This is a genomic window from Alteromonas profundi, assembly GCF_010500865.1.
GTDB lineage: Bacteria > Pseudomonadota > Gammaproteobacteria > Enterobacterales > Alteromonadaceae > Alteromonas > Alteromonas profundi.
The window spans coordinates 34,857-61,537 of sequence record NZ_JAAAWN010000027.1 but is presented as its reverse complement, the minus strand read 5'-3'; the positions used below and the strand labels follow the sequence as shown (position 1 = coordinate 61,537).

The following is a 26,681-nucleotide window of genomic DNA, read 5'->3' as shown; positions in this document are numbered from 1 at the left end:
AGATAGGGCATTCATGGCGTTTAACCTTCACTTTTTTTTGGCGAAAGATCTGATCACCAAACGTCATGAATGTTCCCATCTTTTTTATCCCACTGATTTCGCTATATTATTTGTGGGGATACCTCAGGGTCAGAGTACTTTTGTTAACAAGCCGACGCCATTCAGTGTAGCCAGAAAAATACGTTGCCCCATCTTTTGTCTTACCAATTTGCCACACCTATGTGCCTTACATAGCTACTGCAGCGTTAGAAAGTTTCGTTAACACATCAGAAATTTTACTAATTACCTCATCGCAGCCTTGTATATCATGGCGTTGCATCAAGTAATTCGGGTTATTGTAGGTTAGCCAAACTTTTTTATTTTCATCTTCGCTCACCATAACCTTTTGAGGCAGGTCTATAGCAACATCCTGCGTGCATTGCATTAAAGGTGTTCCAACTTTTGGGTTACCAAAAATAATAACTTCTGTAGCACGTAAGTCTAAGTTCACGTCTTGTGCGTTTTTTTGGTGGTTTACTCTTGCAAACAAGGTTAAGCCTTTGCTTTTTAGTATATTTTCAAAACGGTCTGCGGTTTCTTTAACTGCGTATTGGCTTTCGTATTTTATTAGCCCATCGGAAGCTGATGCAAAAAATGATGCCAAAAAAAGGAAGGTACTTAACGTTATTACCTTTTTCATGTGGATACCTCTTCACGTAATTTACTTAATTGTACATTCTCACTTAGCCGTGACAATGCATCGCTTAAAAGTAGAAACGAAGCGAGCGTAAATATGGTTTAGTAAATAACGTTGATTTCGCCGCTTCTAGATTTACCTTCTCCTATTTTTCTACCATTGTACTTGGCCTACCATGAGAACGTGTCTGAGGAAGAGGTTTCAGTGACTAGATTCCCTCCCTTTCTAATTGGCGTATAGTCTTAAAAAAGTACCGGCTAGCGCTATCGCTGCTTTACTAGGTCCCCGGTTTTAGCATTACGTGTCCTAAATGTGAAAATTGCCTTAAGCCTAAGCCGCAGGAAGCCTGTGGGTTTATGTGCCAGTAGGCGCAATCCAATGGCCGTCACTTCGAGACATTTACCTCTGGTTAAAACGCCCCCAACCTATTCTAATGACGGGCTGGTTTAGATAATTCACCGGTTTGGGAAGATGGGTATTCTGCTTTGGCATCGCGTTACTTATTCGAAAGGGGGCGTCTTAAAAAATTTTCCCGCAACCAAAGGTTTACTGCAAACCATGGTATGTTTTTTGCGCAAACGTGAAACAAGGTTTACTTACAGTGCTGATTAAGGTGGCACCATTTGCTCATATTGGTTGACTGAGTGAGTATGTCACTTACAATCGTGCATAGTCGATTCGCCCAATAAAAGCATTATAATGTTGTGAATGAAAACTCAATTTCAGCGCTTCTTTTAGCATACAGCCATAAGCTCCCTCGCCTTATACAAGGCAAATCTGAGTCGCTTTTATTCGACGAGATTGTTACTGATCTTTCGGATCACTTAGGTATTGGCAACACTGAATTTCTAATTTTAGAAAAATCATCTGAGCATTTTCACATCGTTTATGGCGCGAATGGCCTTGCCGATACCACCGAAAACAGCGCCTATACCTTGGCGAATTTAGGCTATCATGGCGACGCATCTATTACCCAGCAAGTCTATGAGCATACAAACGACAATACCCTGTTTATGGCTGTTACCGATAAACGCCGTATCGATTACCCTTTTTTTGATGATAAGGGGCAGCTTTTCGGCTTTCTTGTTGGGTTTACCCCCGTAAATGCCGCGGCGTTAACAGATTTACAACGGGATCTGATAAGTGGGTTAGGAAATTTCGCCGCCTGTGCGCTACAAGCGCAAAAAAATGCCCGTACTACGGGTGAAAAGTTGCGTAACTTAGAGCGCAGTAACGACAAGTTTAGTGCTTTTATTCGGGTTATGCCTGATATCGCCTTAATCATAAGCGATGAGGGTGAATACAAAGATATTCACGGCGCGCCTACAAGCAAGCTCTACAGAGACGCAAAGCAAATAATTGGTATGCGCGTAAGTGATATATTCCCGCCTGATGAAACAGATAAAATACTTATGGTTATCCAACGGGCGCTCCTTACCGGCCTAATACAAGAATATGAATATCCAGTATCTTCAGATGAGGGGACCACCATTTTTGAGGGGCGTATTACGCCAATAAATTATGCTACGTCTGAGAACGATACCGGCCAACATGTACTGTGGATGGCCCGGGATATTACCTTAGATAAAGAAAACCAAGCAGAGATAGACCGGCTTGCATACTTCGACCCTCTCACACACTTACCCAATCGACGGATGCTTAACGAACGACTGCAAGTGGCGGTAAAAGGAAAAATTCTCTCTGAAGAGTTTGGTGCGGTACTATTTTTAGACTTAGATGAATTTAAACGAATAAATGATTCACTGGGGCATTCCGCCGGCGATGCTTTATTACAAGAAGTGGCAACGAGGTTGAAAAACACGCTGCGCCAATCTGACACACTAGCGCGTATAGGCGGCGATGAGTTTGTTATCATCATTGATAATGTAGGCGATAGTGTGGAGCAAGCCAACAGTGAAATTTCAGTAGTCGCGAAGAAAGTCCATAGCGCGTTTATCGACACCTTTGAAATTGAAAATCTGGCCTTTAGCGTATCTTGCAGTATTGGCATTTGCCTTATCGATGGCAAATCGAATGCCGACAGCATTATGAAGTTTGCAGATACCGCTATGTATAATTCAAAGCGCCAAGGCGGTGGCAGTTATAGCTTTTACGACCCTAAACGGCAAACCCTGCTCGACCGCCAGCTTACCTATGAGTCAGACATTGTAAGGGCAATTGAAAACCGAGAGTTTTGTGCTTATTTTCAGCCTCAAATAGATAGCAAAGGCCGTTTATGTGGAGCAGAATCGCTTATTCGCTGGCATCACCCTGACAAAGGGCAAATTCCGCCTAACGAGTTTATTTCAATTGCGGAGCAATTTGGACTCATTCAAAAATTGCAAGATATCGTCCTTGAAGATATGTGCAGGCTTATCACTGCGTTGTCAAAAGATGGCCCCCTGCCCAGCTATTTTAAAATTTCGATAAATATTAGCCATTCGCAGTTTAAATCGCCGAATTTACTTAATCATCTATTAGCCATTGTTAACTCGCACAATGTGCAACCTAATAGGGTGATACTGGAAATAACCGAGAGCATGTTGTCCCATGACATCGAGAAAACAGTGGCGCAAATGAATGAAATTGCTGCCGAAGGCTTTATTTTTTCTATTGATGACTTTGGAACTGGGTATTCGAGTTTATCAAACTTACATTCCTACCCCGTTGAAGAGCTTAAAATTGATAAGACATTTATCGATCGTATTGAAGACTCTGCTGGATTGAGTATTGTAGAAACCATTATTACCCTTGCTAGAAACCTGAAAATGGAAGTTGTCGCAGAAGGCGTTGAAAAAGCCAGTCAACTTGCCGTATTACAAAATTACAATGTAGATATTTTACAAGGCTACCATTTTTCAAAACCCCTCCCTATGCATGAATACATTAGTTGGCATCGCCAGTTTAATAGCAACGCCCATTTGTAATGAAAGGGAGAATCGATAAAAGTGAGCCGCAGACCTATAACGTATTTGCCTACTGCGCCTAATGCGATAACAATCCCCCTTTTGTTCTAGTTCATAAAATCGTCAAGGGTATCGATTAAGTCGTTTAGATTATCGATAAAATACTCTTTTTGCTCACGATCCAATGTAGTAGCAATTTCACTGGTCATTGTGGCCATCACTGTTTGATTTTGCGCTCTGGCCAAAATATAGGCCTCGCTTCTGTAAGCATCTGGGTTTTCTATCAAGGCAACTAAATCGTTAACAAAATTTTCATTTGAATGTCGTGTAACAAATAGACGGCGAGCAGCCTGCTGAATATCTTTACGATAGGCTAACCAATAGTCAGCGGTAGAAGTAAACTGCTCACTATAGGTGGTAATAATTTCTCGCTGGTCATCATTAATATCGCCTATTTGCTCTTCTACTGTTTCAATAAGACGCTCTAGCCGTTCTTGTTTTCTTTCCTTTGGCGATTTTGCCAAAAATTCATTTCGCTCTTCCTGTTCTTCTTTATTTTCTTTTTCTATTTGTGCAAACAGTGTCACTACCTGCTCATCGGTTAACGTTTTTGCAAGGCGCGCTAATGGAGGGCTTATTTTATCCCGCACTCGCTGCCAATGAGACTGTGCTTGGGAAAAATGCTGGTTAATGGCAAACGTATTAAGGGTGTTGTTGTTTAGTTGCGTTTTAAGCGCAAGTAATTGCTGCTTATAGCGGGGCAATTCTGAAGACTTATGCCACTGTAGCCATGTATTTAAGTGTTTATCAAATATATCCTCTTGCCTATCGGTAAGGGAAATATAGTCATCTAAATACCAATACACCCACCAATCGAGGTTGTTGTAGGCAAACTTAGATGAGCACGCAGTAAGCGTGAGTATCATCGACAACACGCAAATTTTGATAAACTTCGTCATACTTCTAATCCTTTATTTTATACCAAACTCGCCCATATACTTAAATACTGCTAGGGTTAAATGGTATTTTCTTAAGTATATCTACCCTATACGAAAAGCCACAACGATGAGACTAGCTCAGAAGGCTTATTTCATGTCATATTAAAATAACTGGAAAATTAGAAAAGGGAGAACATGTGTCAAAACGTGTCGCAGTGTTAACTTCTGGAGGTGATGCGCCAGGCATGAATGCCTGTATACGCGCAATCGTTATCGCATGTGAAACCAAGGGATATACGCTAATTGGCTATTTGCATGGTTACAATGGCTTACTCAACCAAGAGTATGAAACCCTTTCTTTAAACGCTACCCACAACCTCATTCAGCAAGGTGGTACTATTTTACATAGTGCGCGCTGTGAAGCCTTTAAATCTCACCAAGGCGCCAAAGATGCGGCAAAAAATCTACAAGCGCTAGGTATTGATACCCTTATTGTTATAGGTGGCGATGGATCTTTTAAAGGCGCCCAACATTTATCAACCTGCTGGGATGGGCAAATTCTTGGCATCCCAGGTACTATTGATAACGATGTAGCTGGGTGCGACGCGACTGTCGGCTATTACACGGCTATAGATACGGCGGTTTCTTCTATTGATAAAGTGCGCGATACAGCTGACGCGTTTGAGCGTATTTTCCTAGTAGAAGTAATGGGAAGACACGCTGGCTTTTTAGCGTTGAATGCTGCTCTCGCCTCAGCAGCAGATTATGTCATTGTGCCTGAAAGGTTTGATAATGAACAACAAGAGCTTGAAAGAATAATTAATCAAATTGAGGCGCGTAGAAAGCTAAAAGGCCCGGTCAGTTTCATTGTGGTTGTGGCCGAAAATGTTTGGCCTGGCGGGTTAAACACATTAGCTGAACGTCTATCTTCACACATGCAATCTGAGGTGCGCCCAGTCACCTTAGGGCACGTGCAGCGCGGCGGATCGCCGGTTAGCCAAGATCGGCTATTAGCCACCAAGCTAGGTACCTACGCTGTGGGTCTGGTGGGTACAGAAAAAACACTAATTATGATTGGCGAAGTTGACCATCACCCTGTTGAAGTGCCCTTAAAAGAAACATGGGCGTATACGAAGCCCCTTGATGAATGCAGCGTTGAAACCATGCTGGCAACTATGAATCAGCGATATTGATAGTGGGAACATGTTACCGAAAAGAGTAAAATAGCCCTCATAAAGAGGGCTATTTTCGTATTACATTTTCATTGCTGCCTTTACTTTATCCCGGTGGCTACGACTTACTTTCAATTCCGTATCGTTTTGTAAAATAAGATGGTATTCGCCACTAATATGGCTTACCAGTTTTTTCACAAAACGGATATTGGCGATTGCCGAACGATGCACGCGAACAAACCATTGTGGGTTTAGCTCTTGTTCAAGCTCCTTCATGGTTTTACGCATAATATGCATTCCGTCTAATGCATGTACACACATGTAATCACCGGCGGCATCAATCCACTGAATATCTTGTACATTAACCCGGGTAACTTCCGAGCCATCTTTAATGGCCAACACTTCAGGGTAAGGGTTGGTTTCTACCGGCTCACCGCTGGCTAATTTACGTAAAATTTCTTCGCAATCGTCGCCGGTTAGCTCCGCCACTAAATTTACCAGTTTTCTCGACTGTTCGTCCTGGTGCTGGGTAGAAAAGTACTCACGCACTTTATCAAGGGCTAAACGCAAACGCTCGTCATCGGCAGGTTTTAATAAGTAATCCAGCGCATGTACATCAAATGCTTTTATGGCATAGCTATCGTAAGCGGTAACAAATATGACCAAAGGAATAGGTTGATTAAGCTCACGTAGCTTGTGGATCACCTGAAAACCATTTAGGCCTGGCATTTGAATATCTAAAAATACTAAGTCGGGACGTAGCTGAGAAATTGTGCTAACCGCTTCTAATCCATTTTGACACTCAGCGAGTACCTGAATGTCATCATGGCGTTCCAGCCTTGCACGCAATCCGCGTCGTGCAAGTGGCTCATCGTCCACTACCAGGGTTTTAATTACTTGCTTAGTCATGCTTATACATCCTTTACTTCATAAGGAATACGAATACGTACTCGCACCCCTGACGGCTGGTTATGTTCTATAGAAAACGCAAAATCCCGTTGATACAAAGAGTGCAGACGCTCTTTAATGTTGGCCAACCCGACGCCATTTTCGCGACTAAGCTGACCATTTTTAATATCAGCCCCGGGGCCATTATCTGCTACATCCATCAGCAAATCATTACCGAAGGTGCGGGCGGTGATAGCTATTTGCCCACCATTTTCCATTTTTGATATGGCATGTTTAATGGCATTTTCAATAATGGGTTGCAATATCATACTGGGTACAAGAGCATTTTCACACTCCTCGTCTATATCCCAACGTACCTCTAATCTGTCGTCAAACCTTACTTTTTCAATTTCTAAATACAAACGTAGGGCTTTAATTTCTTGGCCTAACGGCACTCGTTTAATGGGATCGTTATCTAATGAATAACGTAAAAAGTCGCTCAAACGAGAGACCATGGCTTCAGCCGTATCATTTTCTTTCAATAAAATAAGTGTAGAAATAGCATTTAGTGTATTAAACAAAAAATGGGGGTTTAGCTGATAGCGAAGCATTTTTATATGTGCTTGGTGCGCCATGGTGCTCGCTTTCAAAGCATTTTGCTTTTCTTTTTGCAGCATTTGAAAGTTTTTAATGCCGAAATACACACCGCTCCAACACCCCACCATGATTAATGAGTTAATGGTATTGGTTAAATACATATACCATTCGTCTGGTCGGTAGCCGTGTTTATAGATTTCCCAATAATTAACGTTTTTTACCACCGCCCATAACATGGCAATTAGGTAGCAGGACACCACCACCACGGTTAGCATTTTAAGCGGTGTTTGTTTTCTCGCCCAATGATAGATATAGCGAAGCGGTATGGTGAGCAACCATCCGGCATAGGCATTGAGCAATATAATAAAGACCCAGATAGGGCGAACATCATGCAAAAAGGAGCCGATATAATAAATTATAGCGAAACCTGCCCACCCTGCGCTGTGTAATGCCCAAAACAGGCGCTCATTACTTTCAATAACACGCTGAAAGCGACTCACATAATCACCAGTTTATAAATTAATAGCGTAATTATACGCAAGCCGAGCGTACACCGTAGCGGCTTGGTCGTACTTCATCTGCGTCTTGTCGCACAAAGGGGGCGAACGCCCCCAAAAGAATTTAGTAGCTGATATTCATTCGTTTTAGCCAATGCATCCACCACCATGCAGGGCCTACTAATAAAAACCGTAAGTCTTCAAAAAATGATGGTTTTTTACCCTCAATTTTATGTCCTACAAATTGCAGTATCCACATTACAACGAAAAGCGCGAGGCAAAATTGCCACACCCCAATGTTAAAGTGCAACAACAGCTTAACCCCGCCAAAGCAAGCTAAGGTGAGTAGTGTCATTGCCGCGCCTATAGGCCCAGACAAGGAAAAGTAATAATACAGTACAGGAATGGCGACAACGTGGGCCCATGTCACGTTTAGTGTGGCAAGAAAATCGGGGACAGGAATACACCAAATTAGCCCTAAAGTAACAAAATAAATACTGGGTACAGCAATACCATGAATAAGCACATTTGTTTTGTTTTGGTGGCTTTCGCTGTATTGGGTGAGCAACCTTTCTATGGTGCGCATAGGCAACCTCTCATTTTTAATTATTATACTCTTACACGCTAAACGTGTTTTACCCTATCAATGTGTGACGAGATAAAAGTGCATTCACTGTTTCTTCATCACTGTCGAATTTTATACCGTAATACACAAAATCACTTTCGAGTTTGTGGTTTCTTACCTTAGCTTGTATATCGGTTTCTTCCCCGTCGGTAGAATAGGTTAGCGTAATGCTTGCGTTATCTAGCATTACCGGCCATTCGGGGTTAAGGGGCAAAGCGATTCTGCAGCCATGACGAGAGATATCGACTATAATCCCTTTTACCTTTTCAGCTTCTGGGAAGGATTCAGCACTTACTTTTACCGATATGCCGGGCTGAGTCCGTTTATTCGCTCTAAGCCCAATAGATTCAATGTGGGAGGGGAAACTAGTAATTAATAAGCCTGTGGGTTTAGCAAGTAGCTTTAATACCTTTACCCGAAACGCTATTACCTGCCCCGCACTCCCTTCAAGAACATAGCGCACCACGAGCTCATTTCCCACGGTGAGTAAATCCCGCGTAGACATCCATTTTGCCGAGGTAGGCGCCTGGAAAAATAAGCAGTTGCCCAAATCTAAGCCCACGTAGCCAGTTTTTACCCTACGGGGGGCGGTGGGTGTGGTAATTTGAAGGTCCACCACAGCGCCTGGGAGTAAGGAGCGTAAACTTTCTACATCTTCCCTATCCATACGTCTGTTAACTACTTTTTCTTCCATTCGACACTTCTTATTTTTTATTATTAACTACAATGTAACCAATTTTAGCTCAGCTGACAAAATCTTCCCAATAAGGCATTATATTAAACCTATTTTCAGACTAGGAACCTTATGAATTCAACAAGGCTACAGTATCAACTTTCTCTTCATTGTTGGCAGCAACATTTGTTTGCCGTGACGCTAACGGTACCTAAGCATGATGCCCAATTACTTACGTTTTCATTGCCAAGCTGGATACCTGGAAGCTATATGGTACGAGACTTTGCAAAAAACATTGTGGAAATTGAATTTTGCCAGTTTGAAACCGGCCATAAAGTAGCATTTGAAAAGTGCGATAAACAAACGTGGCTGGTACACAGTAGCGGCGATGCACTAGTGGTGAAATATATAGTACACGCCAACGATTTGTCGGTTCGCTCTGCCTTTATCAACCACCAATATGCATTTATTAACGGTACAAGCGCATTTTTAAACGTTAAGGAAATGCAACACTTACCTTGTGAGCTATCTATCGCCCCTCCCCCTAAAGCGAGCTGGAAAGCACACACTAGTATGTCACCGATAAACCACGACAATAGCCCCGAACAGTGGCAGTTTTACAGTGAAAGTTACGCTGAGTTTATCGATCATCCAATCTTTATTGGTGAATGTGAGACATATCGTTTTGATGTGCAAGGTATCACCTTTGATTTGTTATTTTCAGGGCATCAAAACATCGATAAAGCGCGTATAGCCGAAGACTTAACGCCAATTTGTGAACATCATCTGCAGCTATTTGGTGCGCCTCACCCTATTTCACGTTACTTATTTATGACGTTGTTAGCCGACAATGGCTTTGGCGGGTTAGAGCACCGCAATTCCACTGCCCTTTTGTACCCGCGTTATGAGTTACCGCTAGTTGGTGAAGACAAGGGACACAAAACTGATGGCTACATTACCTTTCTAAGTTTATGTAGTCATGAGCTTTTCCACACGTGGCATGTAAAGCGAATTAAACCAGAAGTAATGGTAGCGCCACAGTTACAAGAAGAAACCTATACCAACCAGCTATGGATTTACGAGGGCTTTACCAGTTTTTATGATGATGTCACGCTAGCGCGCGCGGGGGTTATAGACGGTGAAAAATACCTAGATATTGTCGCGCAGAACCTCACCCGGTTATTACAAAACGCGGGGCGGTTCAAACAATCGGCTGCACAGAGTAGCTTTGATGCATGGACTAAATTCTATAAACAAGACGCCAGCGCTACTAATAATATTGTATCTTATTACACCAAGGGCGGCATTATTGCATTTGGGTTAGATTTGCTGCTTCGTAAGCATACCGACAACCGGGTGAGTCTAGACAACGTGATGAAGGTACTGTGGGAACGCTATGGGCGCGATGAAATTGGCACCCCAGACGATGTAATTGCGCGCATTTGCCAAGACCATTTCGATATTGATATTAGCGAATATTTAAATGCTGTGGTGTATGGCACCGACGATGTGCCCCTTGAACGCTGGTTAGATGACATTGGTCTAGCGTTACATACCCGTACAGCGGTAAGTGCGGATGATAAGGGGGGGAAAACCGCTTTTGCGGGTATACGCCATCAATTTGGTGCTAATTATAAGCCTGCGACGTTAGGGCTAACCGTAACGCAGGTGTTTGAAGGGCTATCTGCGGCCCAAGCAGGTGTGATGGTGAACGACACGCTATTGGCCATTAACGATGAAATTGTGACCGCGGTAAAATTACAACGTTTGCTCGATAATGCAACAACCGACACAGTGAAAATAACGGTAATACGAGATGGTCAGTTAATTAACCTTACACTGGCGGTTATTGAAGCACGTAAAGATCGGGCATTTTTCACTATCGAAGATAACGATAAGTTTAATACTTGGTTAGCGCGCGCCTAAACCCACAGCCATAAAAGTAATATCTAACTATACACAGATTAGCCGTAATAACGCGGCTATTCGGTGTTTAATACTGCGCTATTGTGGTAAACCACTCACCAAAGTTTGTGGGTCTAAGCGCATTTTTCGCCAATTAATTCGCCAGTCTAAATGAGGACCTGTGGCCCGCCCCGTAGCTCCTATCGTGCCTATCTGTTCGCCTTGGGCGACCTTATCTCCTACCTTAACCGTTACCGCATTTAGGTGAAGAAATGTAGAAAATACGCCCATACCATGATCGATAATTAGCGTATTACCCGAGTAGTAGAGATCTTGCGCTAAGGTTACTGTTCCACTAGCCGGTGCGGTCACTTTCGTGCCTGTTGCTCCGCCTACATCTACACCATAATGCGGCCACTTTGGCGTACCATTTAAAATTCTCTGACTGCCATAAACGCCAGTTATGGGCCCTTTCGCAGGCCACTGGAAACGGGTGAAAACGGCATCTAGGTCGGTAACCTGGCTACGTGCCTTTGCCACATCAATATTGTCTTGTTTAATACGCGCGAGTACCGATTCGGGGGGCGATACCATTTTCTGATCTAAGCCATCAATGCGCTGTATATTATACGCCCGTTCTGCTAACTCAATGGGTTTCTCTACTCTAGTACCGTCAGGGAATGTGGCTTCTAGGCGATGAGATAGCTCAGCTTTTCGCTCAAAGCCTATCACGAATTTGCCCTGTTTATTTACCCGTACCGGCTCGCCATCAAGAACAACCTCTGTGCCAACGGGTACTTGCCCTCGAAGTAAACTGCCTTGGGTCATAGTTCCGTGCAGCTGCACCGTCTTATCGGCTAAATGTTGCGCAGCGCCTTTTTCTGCGTTTGCCATCGGCGCCATGTTTGACAACGAAACCGCCAGGGCCGGGGTTACCATAAAGGATGATACCGCTATTATGCCAACGAGGGTGTTTTTAACAAAATACAAAATCGACTACTCCGCTACCATTGCGCCCTTGCCTACACCTTCATATGCAATGACTTGGCACGTGGCATCGGGTGTCCGCTTTTTCTGCTCTACCAATAAATACTGCGCTAAGCACTCTACAGTGGAATCTGTGTCTATAACTTCGCAATCAGACTTAGGGATCAGTAGTTCAAAGTACCCTTGAGACGCTTCATACGCAAAACAAAAATATGCGCTGGGCTCGCCTACTTCACCGCTCATTTTACGTTCGGTATAATTAATTTCATCTTCGCTGGAGGCAATATAAATATCCTCCCAACGATTAGCCCAATAAGCTTGCCAGGACTCGCTTACCTCGCCGTCTAGAATAATATCAATACGTGAACGATGCCCATGAGCAATACGCTGACAGTTTCCATCATGCTTTTTAAGACCATGCGTGTAATGGTAAAACGGCGAGTTGATCACTTCCGTTCTAAGCTTCAACGTTATGTTGTCTACATTTTCTGGCAAATGAGTAGCAAGTACGTCTTTTAAATACACGCTTACAGACTCCATCGTTACTACGTCGGAATACAAAAATGCGTACGCTTCTGCTGGACAATGCAACATAATTTGCCGCCCATCTTCACAACCAAAACGTACCTCAACTTGTTCCGAGGTTTCGTCGTGTATTACATCAGCGCCTACGTATTCGGCAGGTACAAGTAACTTGTGATCAACATATTCATCAATCAAACGTTTAAGGTTCTTTTTCACCTTTCCAAAATCTTGAACCATGCTCTCTTCGTTGAGTTCACCGTCCAAAATTACATCGACAATCCAACTTTCCCCTACCATGCCACGCTTTGGGCAAAGGTAAGAAAAGTCCATCACTGTCAAATCATTTACAAATAATTGCATAACACCCTTGAATCGTGTTCGTTTTCTATCGTTAGTATACGTTTTTTTACGCGCTAAATCAGCGATTAGTCCGTGGAAGATTGTCGATTAAGCTGATCTTTTAAATTTGGTGGAATTCCACGAATGGTTAGGGTATCGGTAGCAGGATCGTAAAATACCCTTTCACCCATAAGCTTTCTCTCAAAACTTACCGATACGCCGCCCCCTTGCCCACTAAACTTCGCTAACTGTTTTAATGCTGCAGGATCCGGTTGAATTTCCTTTTCAAGTGGCGTTTCGAGTGTTGCAGTAAACGAGGAAAAGTTACTGTTACTTTCTTCATTTGCCGGTAACCGGTTGGCTAATTCGTCCACCGATAAGGTTTCACCTGCGTCAATTTTCTCTTTAAAGTAGCTTTTTACCTCTTCGCGATGTTGATGTTGTTCTTGTGGATCTAACGACTCGCTCGCGAGATAGGCATCTACCGAGGAAATAAGCTGTTTATTTTGTTGCTTTACATCTACCAATTCTTCACAGCCAACAAACTGCATAAAAAAGTCTGATACCTTACGGCCCATTCTTCCTTTGATGAAGCTGACATAACGCTGCTGTTCTGGCTGCACTTCCCATTGGGTTAAATCAAACCTTACTGCTAACTGCATGCGTGCTAGGTCTAAATGTTCGCGGGCAGAAAGATCGAGTGAATTGGTTACTTCTACGTGAGAGCGCGTGTTTAATAGCGCAATCATTAAATATTGGGTGGCTAAAAATTCGTATTGGCAAAATATCAAAAAACCCGTTTCTACGGTGCCGGTTTCAGCTAATGTTTTTACCAAACGCTTGGTGGCGGAAAGTGAAAAAGCATGAAATGCGTCTTCTACGTTATCGCCCGCAGCCTTTTTAATATCCATGTAGTTTTTTAACTGGCTGGCAAACTCAGATACATCTTGGCCAGCCTGTTGCTCGTCGGTTGCCGTATCATTGGTTTCATGCGCTACCTCATTAACGAAATGGCCCACGCCCTTTCCTGGTTTTGCATTAAAACTATGGTTAATCTGTTGCGCTAATAGCTCGATTTCCGGTGTTACTGCTAAGCAGTTATCACGAGGGATCGCTTCTATCTTGTCATCTTTATTAACGACTAAACGGTGTACAACAAAGTGGTGAATCAATGCACTCATAAATGAAAGGGTGTCCTGTTGCTTAAAAAGTGTCAGAAATATCCAAGGATTTGCGGGATTTTAGAATGAATCATTGTTATCACTCAAACAACGATTATAATCATTTTACGACTAAAACCATTCTTTTTATCAAAGAAAACATAAAAAAGAGGCGTCACAATGCCCCAGAATAGCCGTTACACTAACGACGAATTCGAAGCGCTAATGAACGAAGTTATTTTAACACTAGAGAAAAACAAAGCCGATAGAGATTTATCGCTTATGGTGTTAGGTAATGTTATCACCCACATATTAAATAATCAGGTTGCCCCTGAGAATCGCCAAGCCATGGCAGATCAATTCGCCAATGTGCTCAAAAAGAGTGTTCAAAGTTAAGCGAGCCTTACTATGATATTAGCAGAATCTCCTCGCCGTCAACGGGTGACAAAACTGGTTAACTGGGGGCACTGGTTTGCATTAGCCAATATTATTATAGCTATTGTCATTGCCTCTATTTTTGTTTTTTCATCCCCCATGCCGGGTACAGGCGTAGGTACACTTTACCTTTTTACAAACTGGTTTGGTCATATTGGCTTTATGACCTTTTTTGGGTTTGTAATTTTTGTACTACCGCTGTGTTATTTAGCCTCGAACATTCGAGTGATAAAAGCCAGCGCGTCTATCATTGCGGCGGTGGGGTTGGCGCTGTTAGCTTTCGATGCACTGCTATTTAATCGAACAGGTTTTCATCTTAGCTTCCATGCTGCAGACTTATTAAGAAACGAGGCACAAACCCAAATTAGTACCTTTGGCTGGCAACAATGGGCCTATTTGTTTTTGCTGTTTATCGTTTGGCTTGGCTTTCAACTTGTACTGGCCAATGCTATTTGGAAACGTATTGAGCGTTTTACTAAATATAAGGTAGGTATCCCTGTCACCAGCTTTTTTGTGGTGTGTTTTGTGTCTAGCCACGCCGTTCACGTTTGGGCCGATGCGAAGCTATATCAACCTATTATCAAACAAGACAATATGTTTCCATTGTCATACCCTGCCACCGCTAAAACCACCATGTCGCGGTACGGTTTGTTAGACCTTGCAGCGTATGAAGAGCGCAAACAATTGCAGTTCAACCCAGATATCCATAACATCAACTATCCTGCTGAGCCTGTTTACTGTTCTGTTGATGTAAATGAGAGCACCACAGTTATAGTACAAACTGATGACGCACCCATTGAAAATATTGAGCGCTTTAACTTACAGCAGCTTACTAACTACTATTCAACAGCGAGTTCTTTAGATGGACTTATTACCACCACCCTATTTGGGGTACCGGAAATATACCAAGACTCCCTTAAGAATAAGCGCCCTGTGCTATTAGCCTTGCCCACTGGCTTAGGCATGCCTGTTTCTATTCATTTTGATGAGAGCCTAGAAACCTCGCGGTTTAGTAGTTACAGACAACCGCTGTCTAATGAACACGGTGGTCTTCATCTGGCCTTTTTACCCGCCGCTACTATTGCACGTTATCTTGACGAAGAGATGCTACGCGATCATAACGTGATTATTGCCCAAGGCTATCACACAGGAAGTGGCAGTAGTAAGGGTACCTTGTACAGCAATATGGCGTTGAACGCGCAAGTCGCCAGCACCGAAGATATAGCGCCGACAATTTTAAGTGCGCTAGGCTGTGATGCCCCTGTACACTACTACTCAACTGGGCAAAGCCTTCTTAGCCCATCACGTAATTGGCTAGTGAGTACATCAGGTGAACGTATTGTGGTATTTCACGACGGTAAGCGTACCGATGTATTAAGTAATGGTAGTTATGAAATAACCGAAACCGCGACGAATAAACGCAGTAACGCACCACTTAATGTTGATTTACTCAGTCGAGCTATTATGCATTTATCACGGTTCTCTAAGCAGAACTAAAAGAAGCGCCGCAAGGCGCTTTTTTTACTTTTGGCGCGCTGTTTTAACGAGCGTGGTTTTTAAGCAGCAAAGTTTTGCTACAAAGAGTTTTGCTACAAAGAGTTTTACAAGCAAGGCCTTCAAATCAAACCCAATTGTTGCGCCTGTGCGCAAACGTCAGCCACATGGTTAACCCGGGTTACTTTACCTTCTGGCGCATTCTCTGGCATATACTTTTCACACACGTAAAAGCTGTGTGCCAGTTCAGCCGCCAGCGCGGCTTCTATATCACTCCAACTGTCACCCACTAAAACACTCCTTGATAAATCGATACCTAACTCGTGTTGTGCCCTTAGCAACATGCCAGGCTGGGGCTTGCGACATCGACATGCCTTTTTATATTCAACCAGCTTACCTTGAGGGTGATGAGGACAATAATAAACGGGGATAGTAGGCAACCCCGCCGCAGAAAAATCTCGCTGTACTCGTTCCATCAGTGCGTGAAAGTTCTCTTGCGTATAATAGCCTCGTGCGATACCCGATTGATTGGTTACAATAACAACTTGATATCCCGCCTTCACAAAAGTATCGATAAGCGCAAAAATTCCGTCTATGTAATCGAAGTTCTCATAGTCTCCCACATAGCCATGATTAACGTTAATAATACCGTCTCTGTCTAAAAAAAGTGCTTTTCTTGTTGCCATTAATCGTCGCTCTCGCTACGTTGCTTGCGAAATAGCTGAATGCTAAAACTAGCAGTGACCTGGTTTAATTGCTGTACAATATGGGTTAACTTTTGCGCCGGTAAACTCCAGTAGTACGGGGTCATTTTAATAAGCGCAATACGCTGTGTTTCACTGGTAAGTGGCAAAGTAAACGATAGAGTTTCATCGCTTATTCGTGAAAATCCGTTACGCGTAACCCCTGAGACCTTATGAAACTCGGGGGTATCGTAAATTAGCGCTTTTAATTCTATTAAATGTTGAGGTGCGGGATCGACTGTCATTAGAAGCCCGTCAGCCTTTAAAACGCGGTGGTATTGTTCGCTACTGCCTGGCGCAAATACCTGTATTGCGGCATCTATACTCTCATCTTGTAGCGGTAAATCGAAACTACTGGCTACCACAAACTGTTCGTTTTTGAAGGCTTTAGCGGCAAGCTCTACGGCAATTTTTGCAATATCGCTGCCTGCACCTAAGGTATTAAAGCCCTGCTTATTTAGGCCCTCGACACACGCGTTTAAATAACTACCTTCTCCACAGCCAGCATCGTATACCACAAAAGGTTGCGCGTTGGCATGGCCATGTTGTGCTAACAGGGCCACCATTTTTTGCTTCAATGGTGCGTAACCTTGTTGTAGATGAAAGTCGCGACGAGCGCGCACCATGTTTTTGTCATCGCCTGGAGATTTAGACTTTTTAAACTGCACAGGCAATAAATTCACATAGCCCGCTTTGGCTTTATCAAAACTGTGATTATTTGAGCATTTGATAACACTAGAGGTTAACGCAATAGGCGCTTGGCAAAGAGGACACTGCCACATAAGGATAGATCCCGACAACTAACAATGGCGGCAAGTTTAACAATTTTCGCCCCCTGTGTCCTATGCCAAATGCACCAATACTCAAGGCAATGACCGCCAAATAAATAGGGCTGTTTACAGCCCCATTTATTATCATTGCTGAAATAACGAAAAAATACTTGAGAAGTCGCGCTCTGCGTTATCATTTCTTTCGTGTTGACGGTACAAACTTTGTGCAACCGCCGCCATAGGCGTAGCAGACACACTTTTTGCCGCTGTTTCCATGGCCAAATTAAGATCTTTATTCATCAATTTCACCATAAAGCCCCCCTGGTAGTCGTTACTCGAGGGGACACCTTCCATAACATTGGGACAAGGATTGTACTTCTGCAGTGTCCAGTTACAGCCCGAACTATTCAGCATAATATCGGACATCACCTTTGGGTCTAGGCCATTGTCGATAGCCATTTGTAGCGCCTCAGAGGTGCCTGTCATTAGCACCGCCAGTAACATGTTATTGCATATTTTTGCCACCTGCCCTGCACCTATCCCCCCGGCATGGAAAATATTTTTTCCCATTGCTTTTAATACGGGTTTTGCAGCGGCCACCGCATCTTCAGTCCCCCCCATAATAAAGGTTAAGGTACCTGCCTTTGCTCCGGCTGTGCCACCTGATACTGGGGCATCCACAAATCGGCGACCACTGGTTTCTACTGCTTCGCCTATGATCTTCGCGGTTGTTGCGTCTATGGTAGATGAGTCAATCATAAGGGCGTTTTCTTTCGCCGCAGCAATAATTCCTTCATCGCCTAAATAAAGCGCTTTGACGTGAGGGGCGGCGGGTAACATAGAGATAACAACTTCTGCGTGTTGCACTGCTTCAATAGCAGAGGAAGCTTCTTTCGCACCTGCGTCAACTAAGGTTTTCACCGCTTCTGGCACCAGGTCAAATACCCACACCTTGTGGCCATTTTTAAGTAAGTTCTCGGCCATTGGGCCGCCCATGTTGCCTAATCCAATAAATGCAATGTGTGACATGGCTATTCTCCAATATCTGCAAGAGGATGGGAATGGGTGTCCCATGGCGAGGTGAAGAAGTGCTCTATCACCGTAGCAGGCACATCTTCAACCCTTGAATACTTCCACTTCGGGGATAAATCCTTATCAATAAGTAATGCGCGTACCCCTTCTTGAAACTCGCCACTTTCTCCACAACGACAGGACATAATGGCTTCCATCTTAAAACACTCAGCCAGCGACAATGTGGCCCCGCGCCGACATTGTTCAAACACCAAATGCGCGGTAATGGGAGAACCCTGCTTTAACGTTTTTTGCGCCTTGAGTAGCCATTTATCTTCGCCCATATCGGCATTTAAAAGGTTATTCACCACTTGTGCAGTGGTGCTGCCTTCGCACCACGTATCAATGGCGCTTCTGTGGGTTGAAACATGGCTAGTTAACTTTTCAACTGGCGTATCTAAGTTATTAAGTACATGGGTAACAATTTCATCAGCGGTGCCGTTGGCACTTATTTGTTTTTGCAACTCGCCAAGCATAGTGTCGAATTCATTTGCTGCCACAAGATGGTCGGCCAGCCCCACGTAGAGGGCATCAGCGCCATTCATATGACCACCGGTGAGGCCTAAAAATAGGCCTACGTTGCCAGGAAGACGTGGTAGGAAGTAGCTGCCTCCTACATCAGGGTATAAGCCTATACTGATTTCTGGCATAGCCAGGCGAGAGGTTTCGGTAACTACACGATGGCTTGCGCCACACAAAAGGCCCATTCCGCCTCCCATTACGATGCCAGAGCCCCATACAATAAACGGCTTTTCATAGTGATGAATGGTATAGTCAAGGGTGTATTCAAGCTTAAAAAATTGCTGTAAGAAATCGGGGATCTGACCTTCTTGTTCGCGCATGGCGTTGTACATTGATACAATATCGCCGCCCGCGCAAAAGGCTTTATCGCCCGCGCCTTTTAACACCACACAAGCAATATCATCACGGGCTTGCCATTGATTTAACGTATCAAGAAGAATATCTGCCATTTCTAAATCGAGGGCGTTTAGTGCTTTAGGCTTATTAAGCGTAAGTACGCCGATATAATCGCCACTTTCGGTGATACATTCTTGTGCGATTACGATGGGTCCTGTTTGTTCCATGAATACTCCTTGACGTTAAAGCACGCTTCGCTCGTCAGCCAGTAGCCGCCTTGCTATGATCACGCGCATTATTTCATTAGTGCCTTCTAAAATTTGATGTACACGTACATCTCTTACGTGGCGCTCAAGTGGATATTCTTTGATATACCCATACCCACCATGTAACTGTAAAGCTTCATTGCACACTTTAAAACCCACATCAGTGGCAAATCGTTTTGCCATCGCACAATAGGTGGTTCTATCCGCATCCTTATTGTCGAGCTTACACGCAGCCATACGTACCATTTGACGTGCGGCAACCAACTCTGTTGCCATGTCAGCTAACTTAAACTGTAACGCTTGAAAGGCCGCTATAGGTTTACCAAATTGCTGTCGTTCGTTTAAATACGCAGTAGCTACATTCAACGCCTGTTGCGCGGTGCCAATAGAGCAAGTGGCAATATTAATACGCCCACCGTCAAGGCCCTGCATGGCCATTTTAAAACCCTGTCCTTCTTCCCCTAATCGCCACGATTCTTCAAGCTTTACATTGTCAAAAGTGATCATGCGTGTTGGCTGCGCATTCCACCCCATTTTTTCTTCCGCTTTACCATAAGAAACGCCCTCAGCATCGGCGGGTACTGCAAATGCACTAACGCCTTGTGCCCCCTCACCACCTGTTCGTGCCATAACCACGAGAACATGGGTGCCGCCAGCGCCAGAAATAAATACTTTAGCGCCATTTAATACATAACCGTCTGCAACTTTTTGGGCTTTAGTGCGAAGTGAAGCCGCATCCGATCCTGCCCCTGGTTCTGTCAGGCAATAAGAAGCCAGTTTCTCACCGGCAACCAAGCTAGGACACCACGTTTGTTTCACTGTATCAGTACCCCAACGTGCAATCATCCATGTGGCCATATTATGGATAGTAAGCATGGCCGTGGTCGTAGTGCAGCCCATAGCAAGCTGCTCAAATATAAGTGAGGAATCAAGGCGACTTAACCCAAGCCCACCCGCCTCTTGTGAGGTATATAACCCGCAAAAGCCTAATTCTCCGGCGCGCTGAATAGTCTCTATAGGAAAGTAGTGATCTCTATCCCATTGCGCTGCATTAGGGGCTAATTCTTGCTCGCTAAACTGACGGGCCGTGTCCTGAAAAGCAATTTGATCTTCCGATAATTCAAAATTCATAATCTGTATCTACTCTACTTATCAACCTTAAAGACTAATCTATTGAAATGGTAAGATTAGGGCCACCTGGAACATCATCTTCAAGCCAGCGAGAGGTGATGGTTTTGGTTTCGCTGTAGAAACGGATGGCTTGTTTTCCGTAGGCGTGTAGGTCCCCATAGAAAGAGTTTTTCCAACCTGTGAACGAAAAGAAAGGTAGCGGAACAGGAATAGGGACATTAATACCAACTTGCCCTACTTCTACATTGCTTTGATATTTACGTGCAGCGGCGCCGCTGTTGGTAAAAATAGACGTACCGTTACCATATGGATTGTTATTCACCAAGGTTAAGGCGTCATCAAGTGAGGCTACCGACATGCAGGATAAGACTGGCCCGAAGATTTCTTCACGATAGATAGACATTTTAGTTGTAACATCTGAAAAAACGGTAGGCCCCACCCAGTTTCCTGACTCATAACCTTTTACGCTAAATTGCGAGCCGTCCAACAAACAGTTTGCGCCTTGCGACTTGCCCTCTTGTATAAGGCGAAGCACACGTTGCTTCGCTTGAGGGCTGATCAGGGGGCCAAACCCAGCTTTTTCATCGTTCCAAAGGCCCGGTTTAACCTTGGCGATACGCTCAACCAATTCGGGGATCCACTTTTCTGCTTCACCTACAAAAACCGCAACTGATATGGCCATGCATCGTTGACCCGCAGCGCCTACCGATGCGCCTACTAAATTGTTTAATACGTGCTCTTTATTGGCATCAGGCATAATCACCGTATGATTTTTCGCCCCAGCAAAGCACTGGGCGCGTTTCATATTCGCCGTAGCAGTACGGTAAATGTGTTGCCCTACTGGCACCGAGCCGACGAATGAAACCGCTTTTATGCGCGGATCAGTAAGCAAGGGTTCTACCTGTTCTTTGCCTCCATGTATAACGTTTAGCACGCCCGGTGGCGCACCTGCTTCTAGAAACAGTTCTGCCAAGCGCGTTGGGGTGAGCGGGTCTTGTTCCGAAGGCTTAAGTACAAACGTATTGCCACAAGCGATAGCTAAAGGAAACATCCACAAGGGGATCATGGCCGGAAAGTTAAACGGCGTAATCCCCGCGCACACGCCTAGAGGCTGAATGAAGCTATACGTATCTATTCCACGCGCGACATTCTCTGCGGTCTCTCCCATCATTAACGAGGGAACATTCATAGCTTGTTCAACGACTTCTATGCCACGCCACACATCGCCTTTGGCATCATCAAAGGTTTTACCTGTTTCTGAGGCGAGTAAGGTAGCTATTTCATCGTGGTGCTCTTTTAACAATGCTTGGTAACGCATCATTAGGCGGGCGCGTTGGGTGACAGGCACATCTTTCCAATTTTCAAACGCCCTTTGCGCCGTGGCGATGGCTTGCTCTACTTCTGTATCGGTAGCGCACGGTGCCTGTGCAATAACGCTATTGTCGGCTGGGTTGGTAACCTCAATATTTTCCGCGGACGATGAGTCGACGAACTCACCGTTAATTAGTAAGGGTACGCGCTTCATTTTCTCTTCACTCCCATCGTTATTTTTACTAACCCTAACTAATTGTTGCCCTTCACGTAAACGTAAACGTCAATTATATTTTATTTATATGTAAATTTATTGTGACATTACTTAGGTGTAACTGGTTTCATCCGTTGCTTTTGCATATAGCGGGTATCCGTCAGCGTAAGGCGTAAAGTTCCTCTAATGTCTAATGCACTTTTGTTTTATCACTGATAAGCTATTTGCTTATAAAACTGTTGAGAAAGGCTTTTGTGGAATACCGGATTGCGATTGTTGAAGACAATGCAACAGCACGTACAACCTTACGTGGTCATCTGCTGTCTATTGGAAACTTAACTGTAAGCAGCTATGCCACCGGCACAGAGCTTAAGTCTGCACTTCGCAAACAGCATTTTGAATTCCTATTGATGGATTATCACCTTGGTCAAGGCAAGACCGGTGTAGAATGGATACAAGCACTACGTGATGCAGGGTTTATTCGCCCTAGTACCGGTATTATCTTTCTTACCTCAGATCGCTCTCCTCAGGTGATTGGCAGGATAATGGACATTCAGCCTGATGTATTACTGATAAAACCCTACACCATGGCATCACTGCATCGCCAAATCAATCACTACATCGCTTATCGGCAGTACGTTGAACCTGTATTACATGAGGTAAATAATAAACAGCCAGCGAGCGCCCTAAGTATACTGCAACGAAATATTCGAGAGGGCGTTCCCCCGCGTCTCGCTGCAGATGTTCGCAAACTTTACGCTAAGCTTCTATTTGAAAATGGCGACGTAGAACGCGCCATGGCTATCTATGATGAAGTCCTTACCCGCTCTGATAAGGTACTTTGGGCGCAGTGGGGGAAAATTAAATGCCAATACGCTGCTGGGAGGTGGCCTTCTTGTCAACAAGAATTAGGCCAGCTAGTAACGTCAAGCCTTGCTAAAGATCGCGCATTTGAATGGTTGGCTTCCCTATCGTTCGAGCAAAAAGCCTATGGCCAGGTGGCCAGCTATTTAGAAAACATAAAATTCAGCGAGCTTAGCTTACCAGCAACACGACTTAAGACCATTGCATTTCAAAAGCAAGATAAGGTTGTTGAAGCGATTGACCTCTTACAGAAAAAACGTGCTATGCATCGAAGCGCAAAAGATAGGTTCAATGACTTTACTTTTGCGCTTGCTGAGTTTTATTTATTGCTTGCTGAAGAAGCGCCTAGTACCAATAGAACCGAAAGCTTATCCCAGGCCCGCAAATTAGTAGGGATAGCAGGCCGTAACCAAAGTGATAGACAGCTTTTACAAAAACGGGATTATCTACTGGCGTTTTCGGCGGTGTTAGATAATGACGAAGACAAAGCGGCCCATCTCCTTGATGCTGATTACATGGATAATTACCTACGAACTGAGCCTTCGCTGTTGGTTATAGCCGCCAAAGTTCACCATGCGTTGCACGAAGAAGCAAAGGCCAGCCAACTGCTTACACTAGCAAAGCAGAAAAACACTGAGCTACAGTCGATATCCTCTCAAGTGAGTAATGAAGAAGTTATATTTGTAGGCGGTGAGCGATTAGGGTTAAATCAGCAACAGGCTATAGAGCTTAACGAAACGGGCACTCGGTTATTTGTTGAAAAACAATACCTGGCGGCAATGAAACATTTTTATGATGCGTTAACGCTTGCGCCGCAAACCCCGGCTTTCGCCCTTAACCTCGTGCAATGTATGATTGAGGCCGATTCATCTGTGTATAGAAAGTTTAGTCTTCGTAAGTTACTGCAAAATATTCAGCAGCTAAAACTAACAGACAGCAATAAACAGCGCCTTGAACAACTTACGAGTATTGCCCAAGGCTTTAGCAATAAGAACCCACAGGGTGCTTCGCAAGCCCCCCACTAGTAAGGGAGCTTCGTTTTCCTAACGCTTCTTATGGTAATGTAAACGTAACGCATACCGTTTTTATTTAAGCCGCGTAAGTAAGCTAGAGGTGTCCCATCGCCCTCCCCCTACTTTTTGAATATCGGCGTAATACTGATCGACCAACGCAGTAAGCGCCAAGGTTGAGCCATTTCTTCTTGCTTCGTCCAAGGCTATTGATAAATCTTTTCTCATCCAATCCACGGCAAAACCAAAGTCGTACGTGTTGTCTAGCATCGTGTGCGCACGGTTTTCCATTTGCCAAGATTGCGCAGCGCCTTTGCTGATGACATCAATAACAGATGTACAGTCTAGCCCCGCTTTTTGCCCAAAATGGAGCGCTTCCGCAAGCCCTTGAATAACGCCGGCAATACAAATTTGGTTCATCATTTTAGCTAATTGTCCTGCGCCGCACTCACCCAGTAGTTGGCTATGCCGAGCATAAGCACTTATAACAGGTAAGGCGGTTTCATAATCCGTTTTATCGCCCCCAACCATAATCGTCAGTTGGCCATTTTCTGCGCCTGCTTGGCCCCCTGAAACCGGCGCATCTAAAAATCCAAGCCCATTGTCTTTACACAGGGCATACACTTCTTTAGCGACCTGTGCTGACGCCGTGGTGTGATCCACTAATACGGCCCCTTCTTTCATAACGGCTATCGCTTCTTTTGCCACTGCACGAACATCGTTATCGTCGCCTACACACATTAACACCACATCAGCGTCTTCTGCTGCTTGCGCGGGAGTAGATACTGCGGCCCCCTTGTACTGAGCAGCCCAGCGCTGCGCTTTTTCAGTAGTTCGATTAAACACAGTTACATCAAACCCCGCACTGGCTAAATGCCCAGCCATGGGATAACCCATTACGCCTAAACCAAGGAAACTTACTTTTAATTGTGTCATCTGGATTTTATTACCACGTGATCAAGTTATACTGATTTTGAGTGTATCAAACTTTTCTGCAACAAAAATAATAGGAAGCCAGAATGTCTATTTTCGAACACACCCTAACGCGTAATAATGGCGAATCGGTAAAAATGGGCGACTATCAGGGCAAGGTACTGTTAATCGTTAATACTGCCAGTAAATGTGGTTTTACCAAGCAATATGAGGGCTTAGAAGCCCTTTATGCTAACTATAAAGACAAAGGGTTTGAAATTCTCGGGTTTCCTTGCGATCAATTTGGACACCAAGAACCAGGCAGCGATGGGGATATAGCACAATTTTGTAGCCTAAATTATGGGGTTACTTTTCCATTATTTAGAAAAACCGAGGTGAATGGCATAAATAGCCATCCGCTATATACGAGCTTAAAAACTGAAGCGCCAGGTTTACTAGGCACTAAGCGCATTAAATGGAATTTTACAAAATTTTTAGTGAGTCGTGACGGTAATACGATAACGCGTTTTGCCCCTACCACCTCGCCCGAAGAGTTAACTCAGCAAATAGAAGCTTTGCTTTAGGAGTTGTCGCTATGATCAAGGTCGCCTTTTTTAGTGTAAAACCATACGATGAAGATATTTTCAACGCGCACATTAATAGCGCAAACAGTAAGGACACTGAACGCGGCCTATCTCGCGATAAGCTACAAGCTAGTTATTTTACCTACCCATTAAATGAACACACCGCAATTAGCTGCCAGGGGTTTGACGCTGTATGTGTGTTTGTTAATGATGAAGTAAACAAGGCTACCCTCACCACTCTTGCCAAGTTAGGTATTAAACATGTTGCTTTGCGTTGTGCTGGGTTTAACAATGTTGATGTAAAGGCCGCCAAAACATTAGCAATAGCCGTTACCCGAGTACCAGCATATAGCCCGGAAACGGTAGCAGAACATACCTTAGCATTAATGCTTACCCTAAATAGAAAAACCCATAAAGCATATAACAGAGTAAAAGAAGGCAATTTTTCTCTTGACGGTTTAATGGGGTTTACGCTTCATAATAAAACAGTAGGTATCATTGGTAGTGGCAAAATAGGGCAAGCCGTAATTCGAATACTTACGGGATTTGGCTGCAATATATTGTGTTACGACCCCGCCCCTTGCCAAAAGCTGATTGACTTGGGTGTGCGCTATACGACACTAGAAGATCTATTCGTAAGCAGCCAGATAGTAAGCTTACATTGCCCGTTAACTCACGCCACTGAGCACATTATTAACGCTAAATCATTAGCCCTTATGCCAAAGGGCGTAATGTTAATTAATACTTCCCGTGGGGGCCTGGTCGATGATAAAGCGGTAATACATGCACTTAAGCAGGGCCATCTTGGGTATCTAGGCCTTGATGTTTATGAGAGAGAGTCAGAGCTTTTTTTCTCTGATCACTCCCAAGATATTATTCAGGATGATACTTTTCAGCGATTACTCACGTTCCCCAATGTCCTTGTTACCGGGCATCAAGGTTTTTTCACCCACGAAGCACTGAATGAGATAGCAAATACAACCCTAAAGAACATACATTCGTGCGCCAATGGTTGCTTAAAAACAACGGGCGAGAACTGGGTTCGCTAAGCGTTGTCTTGTTAAGGTTTAGTCGGCGGATAAAAACATTGTGTGCTATACCATACCGCCTATAACAGGAGTATAGAGCCA

The 26,681-nt window shown here is 44.1% G+C and carries 24 protein-coding genes; 8 read left to right on the top strand and 16 right to left on the bottom strand.

Annotation, left to right across the window (positions count from 1 at the left end; all coding sequences use genetic code 11):
* Nucleotides 1–226: 226 nt before the first annotated feature.
* Nucleotides 227–679: a DUF302 domain-containing protein gene (locus GTH32_RS16330; RefSeq protein WP_163087736.1), complete on the bottom strand. Its 453-nt coding sequence runs from the start codon at nt 677–679 to the stop codon at nt 227–229.
* A 701-nt stretch (nt 680–1,380) separates the two neighbouring features.
* On the opposite strand from GTH32_RS16330, the gene GTH32_RS19745 reads away from it, so the two are divergent.
* The gene (locus GTH32_RS19745; RefSeq protein WP_163087734.1) at nt 1,381–3,603 is read left to right on the top strand and encodes an EAL domain-containing protein; all 2,223 of its coding nucleotides are present in this window, start codon (nt 1,381–1,383) and stop codon (nt 3,601–3,603) included.
* An 86-nt stretch (nt 3,604–3,689) separates the two neighbouring features.
* On the opposite strand, the gene GTH32_RS16320 is transcribed toward GTH32_RS19745, so the two are convergent.
* The gene (locus tag GTH32_RS16320) at nt 3,690–4,541 is read right to left on the bottom strand and encodes a DUF6279 family lipoprotein (protein WP_163087732.1); all 852 of its coding nucleotides are present in this window, start codon (nt 4,539–4,541) and stop codon (nt 3,690–3,692) included.
* Between the two features lie 176 nt (nt 4,542–4,717).
* Here GTH32_RS16320 and GTH32_RS16315 point away from each other — a divergent pair, with 176 nt between their 5' ends.
* On the top strand, nt 4,718–5,713 hold the full coding sequence (locus GTH32_RS16315) for an ATP-dependent 6-phosphofructokinase (RefSeq protein ID WP_163087730.1): 996 nt from the start codon (nt 4,718–4,720) through the stop codon (nt 5,711–5,713).
* A 60-nt stretch (nt 5,714–5,773) separates the two neighbouring features.
* On the opposite strand, the gene GTH32_RS16310 is transcribed toward GTH32_RS16315, so the two are convergent.
* From GTH32_RS16310 to GTH32_RS16295, 4 genes are all read right to left on the bottom strand, one after another.
* Nucleotides 5,774–6,601, bottom strand: a complete 828-nt coding sequence (locus GTH32_RS16310; protein WP_163087728.1) for a LytR/AlgR family response regulator transcription factor — start codon at nt 6,599–6,601, stop codon at nt 5,774–5,776.
* Between the two features lie 2 nt (nt 6,602–6,603).
* On the bottom strand, nt 6,604–7,677 hold the full coding sequence (locus tag GTH32_RS16305) for a histidine kinase (protein WP_163087727.1): 1,074 nt from the start codon (nt 7,675–7,677) through the stop codon (nt 6,604–6,606).
* Nucleotides 7,678–7,798: 121 nt separating this feature from the next.
* Complete coding sequence (locus GTH32_RS16300; protein WP_163087725.1) at nt 7,799–8,260, bottom strand: Mpo1 family 2-hydroxy fatty acid dioxygenase; 462 nt, start codon at nt 8,258–8,260, stop codon at nt 7,799–7,801.
* Nucleotides 8,261–8,309: 49 nt separating this feature from the next.
* Entirely contained in the window at nt 8,310–8,993 is a 684-nt protein-coding gene (locus GTH32_RS16295) for a PilZ domain-containing protein (RefSeq protein WP_163087723.1), read from the bottom strand.
* A gap of 111 nt (nt 8,994–9,104) precedes the next feature.
* Between GTH32_RS16295 and GTH32_RS16290 the strand changes: the two genes are divergently transcribed.
* Nucleotides 9,105–10,898: a M61 family metallopeptidase gene (locus tag GTH32_RS16290; RefSeq protein WP_163087721.1), complete on the top strand. Its 1,794-nt coding sequence runs from the start codon at nt 9,105–9,107 to the stop codon at nt 10,896–10,898.
* 78 nt (nt 10,899–10,976) lie between these two features.
* Here GTH32_RS16290 and GTH32_RS16285 read toward each other — a convergent pair whose 3' ends face one another.
* The 3 genes from GTH32_RS16285 to yejK all read right to left on the bottom strand — a co-directional run bounded on the left by GTH32_RS16285 (nt 10,977) and on the right by yejK (nt 13,909).
* Complete coding sequence (locus GTH32_RS16285) at nt 10,977–11,771, bottom strand: M23 family metallopeptidase (protein ID WP_246223300.1); 795 nt, start codon at nt 11,769–11,771, stop codon at nt 10,977–10,979.
* 102 nt (nt 11,772–11,873) lie between these two features.
* Nucleotides 11,874–12,749 carry a 6-carboxytetrahydropterin synthase gene (locus tag GTH32_RS16280; RefSeq protein ID WP_163087719.1) on the bottom strand — a complete coding sequence of 292 codons (876 nt, stop codon included), beginning with the start codon at nt 12,747–12,749 and terminating at the stop codon, nt 11,874–11,876.
* Between the two features lie 65 nt (nt 12,750–12,814).
* Nucleotides 12,815–13,909 (bottom strand): nucleoid-associated protein YejK, encoded by a 1,095-nt coding sequence (gene yejK / locus GTH32_RS16275; RefSeq protein WP_163087717.1) that lies wholly within the window; start codon nt 13,907–13,909, stop codon nt 12,815–12,817.
* Between the two features lie 159 nt (nt 13,910–14,068).
* Here yejK and GTH32_RS16270 point away from each other — a divergent pair, with 159 nt between their 5' ends.
* Nucleotides 14,069–14,284, top strand: a complete 216-nt coding sequence (locus GTH32_RS16270; RefSeq protein WP_163087715.1) for a YejL family protein — start codon at nt 14,069–14,071, stop codon at nt 14,282–14,284.
* Between the two features lie 12 nt (nt 14,285–14,296).
* A complete protein-coding gene (locus tag GTH32_RS16265) occupies nt 14,297–15,820 on the top strand; it encodes a DUF3413 domain-containing protein (RefSeq protein ID WP_163087713.1) in 1,524 nt (507 codons plus the stop codon).
* A 119-nt stretch (nt 15,821–15,939) separates the two neighbouring features.
* Here GTH32_RS16265 and GTH32_RS16260 read toward each other — a convergent pair whose 3' ends face one another.
* The 6 genes from GTH32_RS16260 to GTH32_RS16235 all read right to left on the bottom strand — a co-directional run bounded on the left by GTH32_RS16260 (nt 15,940) and on the right by GTH32_RS16235 (nt 22,181).
* Nucleotides 15,940–16,503 carry a D-glycero-alpha-D-manno-heptose-1,7-bisphosphate 7-phosphatase gene (locus GTH32_RS16260; RefSeq protein WP_163087711.1) on the bottom strand — a complete coding sequence of 188 codons (564 nt, stop codon included), beginning with the start codon at nt 16,501–16,503 and terminating at the stop codon, nt 15,940–15,942.
* Nucleotides 16,503–17,342, bottom strand: a complete 840-nt coding sequence (locus GTH32_RS16255) for a putative RNA methyltransferase (RefSeq protein WP_163087709.1) — start codon at nt 17,340–17,342, stop codon at nt 16,503–16,505. Before GTH32_RS16255 ends, GTH32_RS16260 begins: the two co-directional genes overlap by 1 nt.
* 132 nt (nt 17,343–17,474) lie before the next feature.
* Nucleotides 17,475–18,359 (bottom strand): 3-hydroxyisobutyrate dehydrogenase, encoded by an 885-nt coding sequence (gene mmsB, locus GTH32_RS16250; protein WP_163087707.1) that lies wholly within the window; start codon nt 18,357–18,359, stop codon nt 17,475–17,477.
* A 2-nt stretch (nt 18,360–18,361) separates the two neighbouring features.
* Complete coding sequence (locus GTH32_RS16245) at nt 18,362–19,486, bottom strand: enoyl-CoA hydratase/isomerase family protein (protein ID WP_163087705.1); 1,125 nt, start codon at nt 19,484–19,486, stop codon at nt 18,362–18,364.
* Between the two features lie 15 nt (nt 19,487–19,501).
* Nucleotides 19,502–20,656, bottom strand: a complete 1,155-nt coding sequence (locus tag GTH32_RS16240; RefSeq protein WP_163087703.1) for an acyl-CoA dehydrogenase family protein — start codon at nt 20,654–20,656, stop codon at nt 19,502–19,504.
* 34 nt (nt 20,657–20,690) lie between these two features.
* A complete protein-coding gene (locus tag GTH32_RS16235; RefSeq protein WP_163087701.1) occupies nt 20,691–22,181 on the bottom strand; it encodes a CoA-acylating methylmalonate-semialdehyde dehydrogenase in 1,491 nt (496 codons plus the stop codon).
* Between the two features lie 254 nt (nt 22,182–22,435).
* Here GTH32_RS16235 and GTH32_RS16230 point away from each other — a divergent pair, with 254 nt between their 5' ends.
* Nucleotides 22,436–24,070, top strand: a complete 1,635-nt coding sequence (locus GTH32_RS16230; protein ID WP_163087699.1) for a response regulator — start codon at nt 22,436–22,438, stop codon at nt 24,068–24,070.
* 60 nt (nt 24,071–24,130) lie between these two features.
* Here the strand turns inward: GTH32_RS16230 and GTH32_RS16225 are convergent, their stop codons facing one another.
* Nucleotides 24,131–24,991 carry an NAD(P)-dependent oxidoreductase gene (locus tag GTH32_RS16225; protein WP_163087697.1) on the bottom strand — a complete coding sequence of 287 codons (861 nt, stop codon included), beginning with the start codon at nt 24,989–24,991 and terminating at the stop codon, nt 24,131–24,133.
* Nucleotides 24,992–25,074: 83 nt separating this feature from the next.
* Between GTH32_RS16225 and GTH32_RS16220 the strand changes: the two genes are divergently transcribed.
* Complete coding sequence (locus GTH32_RS16220; protein WP_163087695.1) at nt 25,075–25,551, top strand: glutathione peroxidase; 477 nt, start codon at nt 25,075–25,077, stop codon at nt 25,549–25,551.
* Nucleotides 25,552–25,562: 11 nt separating this feature from the next.
* A complete protein-coding gene (locus GTH32_RS16215) occupies nt 25,563–26,600 on the top strand; it encodes a 2-hydroxyacid dehydrogenase (protein WP_163087693.1) in 1,038 nt (345 codons plus the stop codon).
* The last annotated feature ends 81 nt before the right edge of the window (nt 26,601–26,681 follow it).

Bases quoted from the DNA above. Each gene is read 5' to 3' on its own strand.
- yejK (WP_163087717.1), bottom strand. From the start codon at position 13,909: ATGAGTGCATTGATTCACCACTTTGTTGTACACCGTTTAGTCGTTAAT.
- GTH32_RS16320 (WP_163087732.1), bottom strand. From the start codon at position 4,541: ATGACGAAGTTTATCAAAATTTGCGTGTTGTCGATGATACTCACGCTT.
- GTH32_RS16245 (WP_163087705.1), bottom strand. From the start codon at position 19,486: ATGGAACAAACAGGACCCATCGTAATCGCACAAGAATGTATCACCGAA.
- GTH32_RS16330 (WP_163087736.1), bottom strand. From the start codon at position 679: ATGAAAAAGGTAATAACGTTAAGTACCTTCCTTTTTTTGGCATCATTT.
- GTH32_RS16310 (WP_163087728.1), bottom strand. From the start codon at position 6,601: ATGACTAAGCAAGTAATTAAAACCCTGGTAGTGGACGATGAGCCACTT.
- GTH32_RS16265 (WP_163087713.1), top strand. From the start codon at position 14,297: ATGATATTAGCAGAATCTCCTCGCCGTCAACGGGTGACAAAACTGGTT.
- GTH32_RS16290 (WP_163087721.1), top strand. From the start codon at position 9,105: ATGAATTCAACAAGGCTACAGTATCAACTTTCTCTTCATTGTTGGCAG.
- GTH32_RS16300 (WP_163087725.1), bottom strand. From the start codon at position 8,260: ATGCGCACCATAGAAAGGTTGCTCACCCAATACAGCGAAAGCCACCAA.
- GTH32_RS16295 (WP_163087723.1), bottom strand. From the start codon at position 8,993: ATGGAAGAAAAAGTAGTTAACAGACGTATGGATAGGGAAGATGTAGAA.
- GTH32_RS16255 (WP_163087709.1), bottom strand. From the start codon at position 17,342: ATGTGGCAGTGTCCTCTTTGCCAAGCGCCTATTGCGTTAACCTCTAGT.
- GTH32_RS16220 (WP_163087695.1), top strand. From the start codon at position 25,075: ATGTCTATTTTCGAACACACCCTAACGCGTAATAATGGCGAATCGGTA.
- GTH32_RS16240 (WP_163087703.1), bottom strand. From the start codon at position 20,656: ATGAATTTTGAATTATCGGAAGATCAAATTGCTTTTCAGGACACGGCC.
- mmsB (WP_163087707.1), bottom strand. From the start codon at position 18,359: ATGTCACACATTGCATTTATTGGATTAGGCAACATGGGCGGCCCAATG.
- GTH32_RS16270 (WP_163087715.1), top strand. From the start codon at position 14,069: ATGCCCCAGAATAGCCGTTACACTAACGACGAATTCGAAGCGCTAATG.
- GTH32_RS16225 (WP_163087697.1), bottom strand. From the start codon at position 24,991: ATGACACAATTAAAAGTAAGTTTCCTTGGTTTAGGCGTAATGGGTTAT.
- GTH32_RS16260 (WP_163087711.1), bottom strand. From the start codon at position 16,503: ATGGCAACAAGAAAAGCACTTTTTTTAGACAGAGACGGTATTATTAAC.
- GTH32_RS16215 (WP_163087693.1), top strand. From the start codon at position 25,563: ATGATCAAGGTCGCCTTTTTTAGTGTAAAACCATACGATGAAGATATT.
- GTH32_RS16285 (WP_246223300.1), bottom strand. From the start codon at position 11,771: ATGGCAAACGCAGAAAAAGGCGCTGCGCAACATTTAGCCGATAAGACG.
- GTH32_RS16235 (WP_163087701.1), bottom strand. From the start codon at position 22,181: ATGAAGCGCGTACCCTTACTAATTAACGGTGAGTTCGTCGACTCATCG.
- GTH32_RS16280 (WP_163087719.1), bottom strand. From the start codon at position 12,749: ATGCAATTATTTGTAAATGATTTGACAGTGATGGACTTTTCTTACCTT.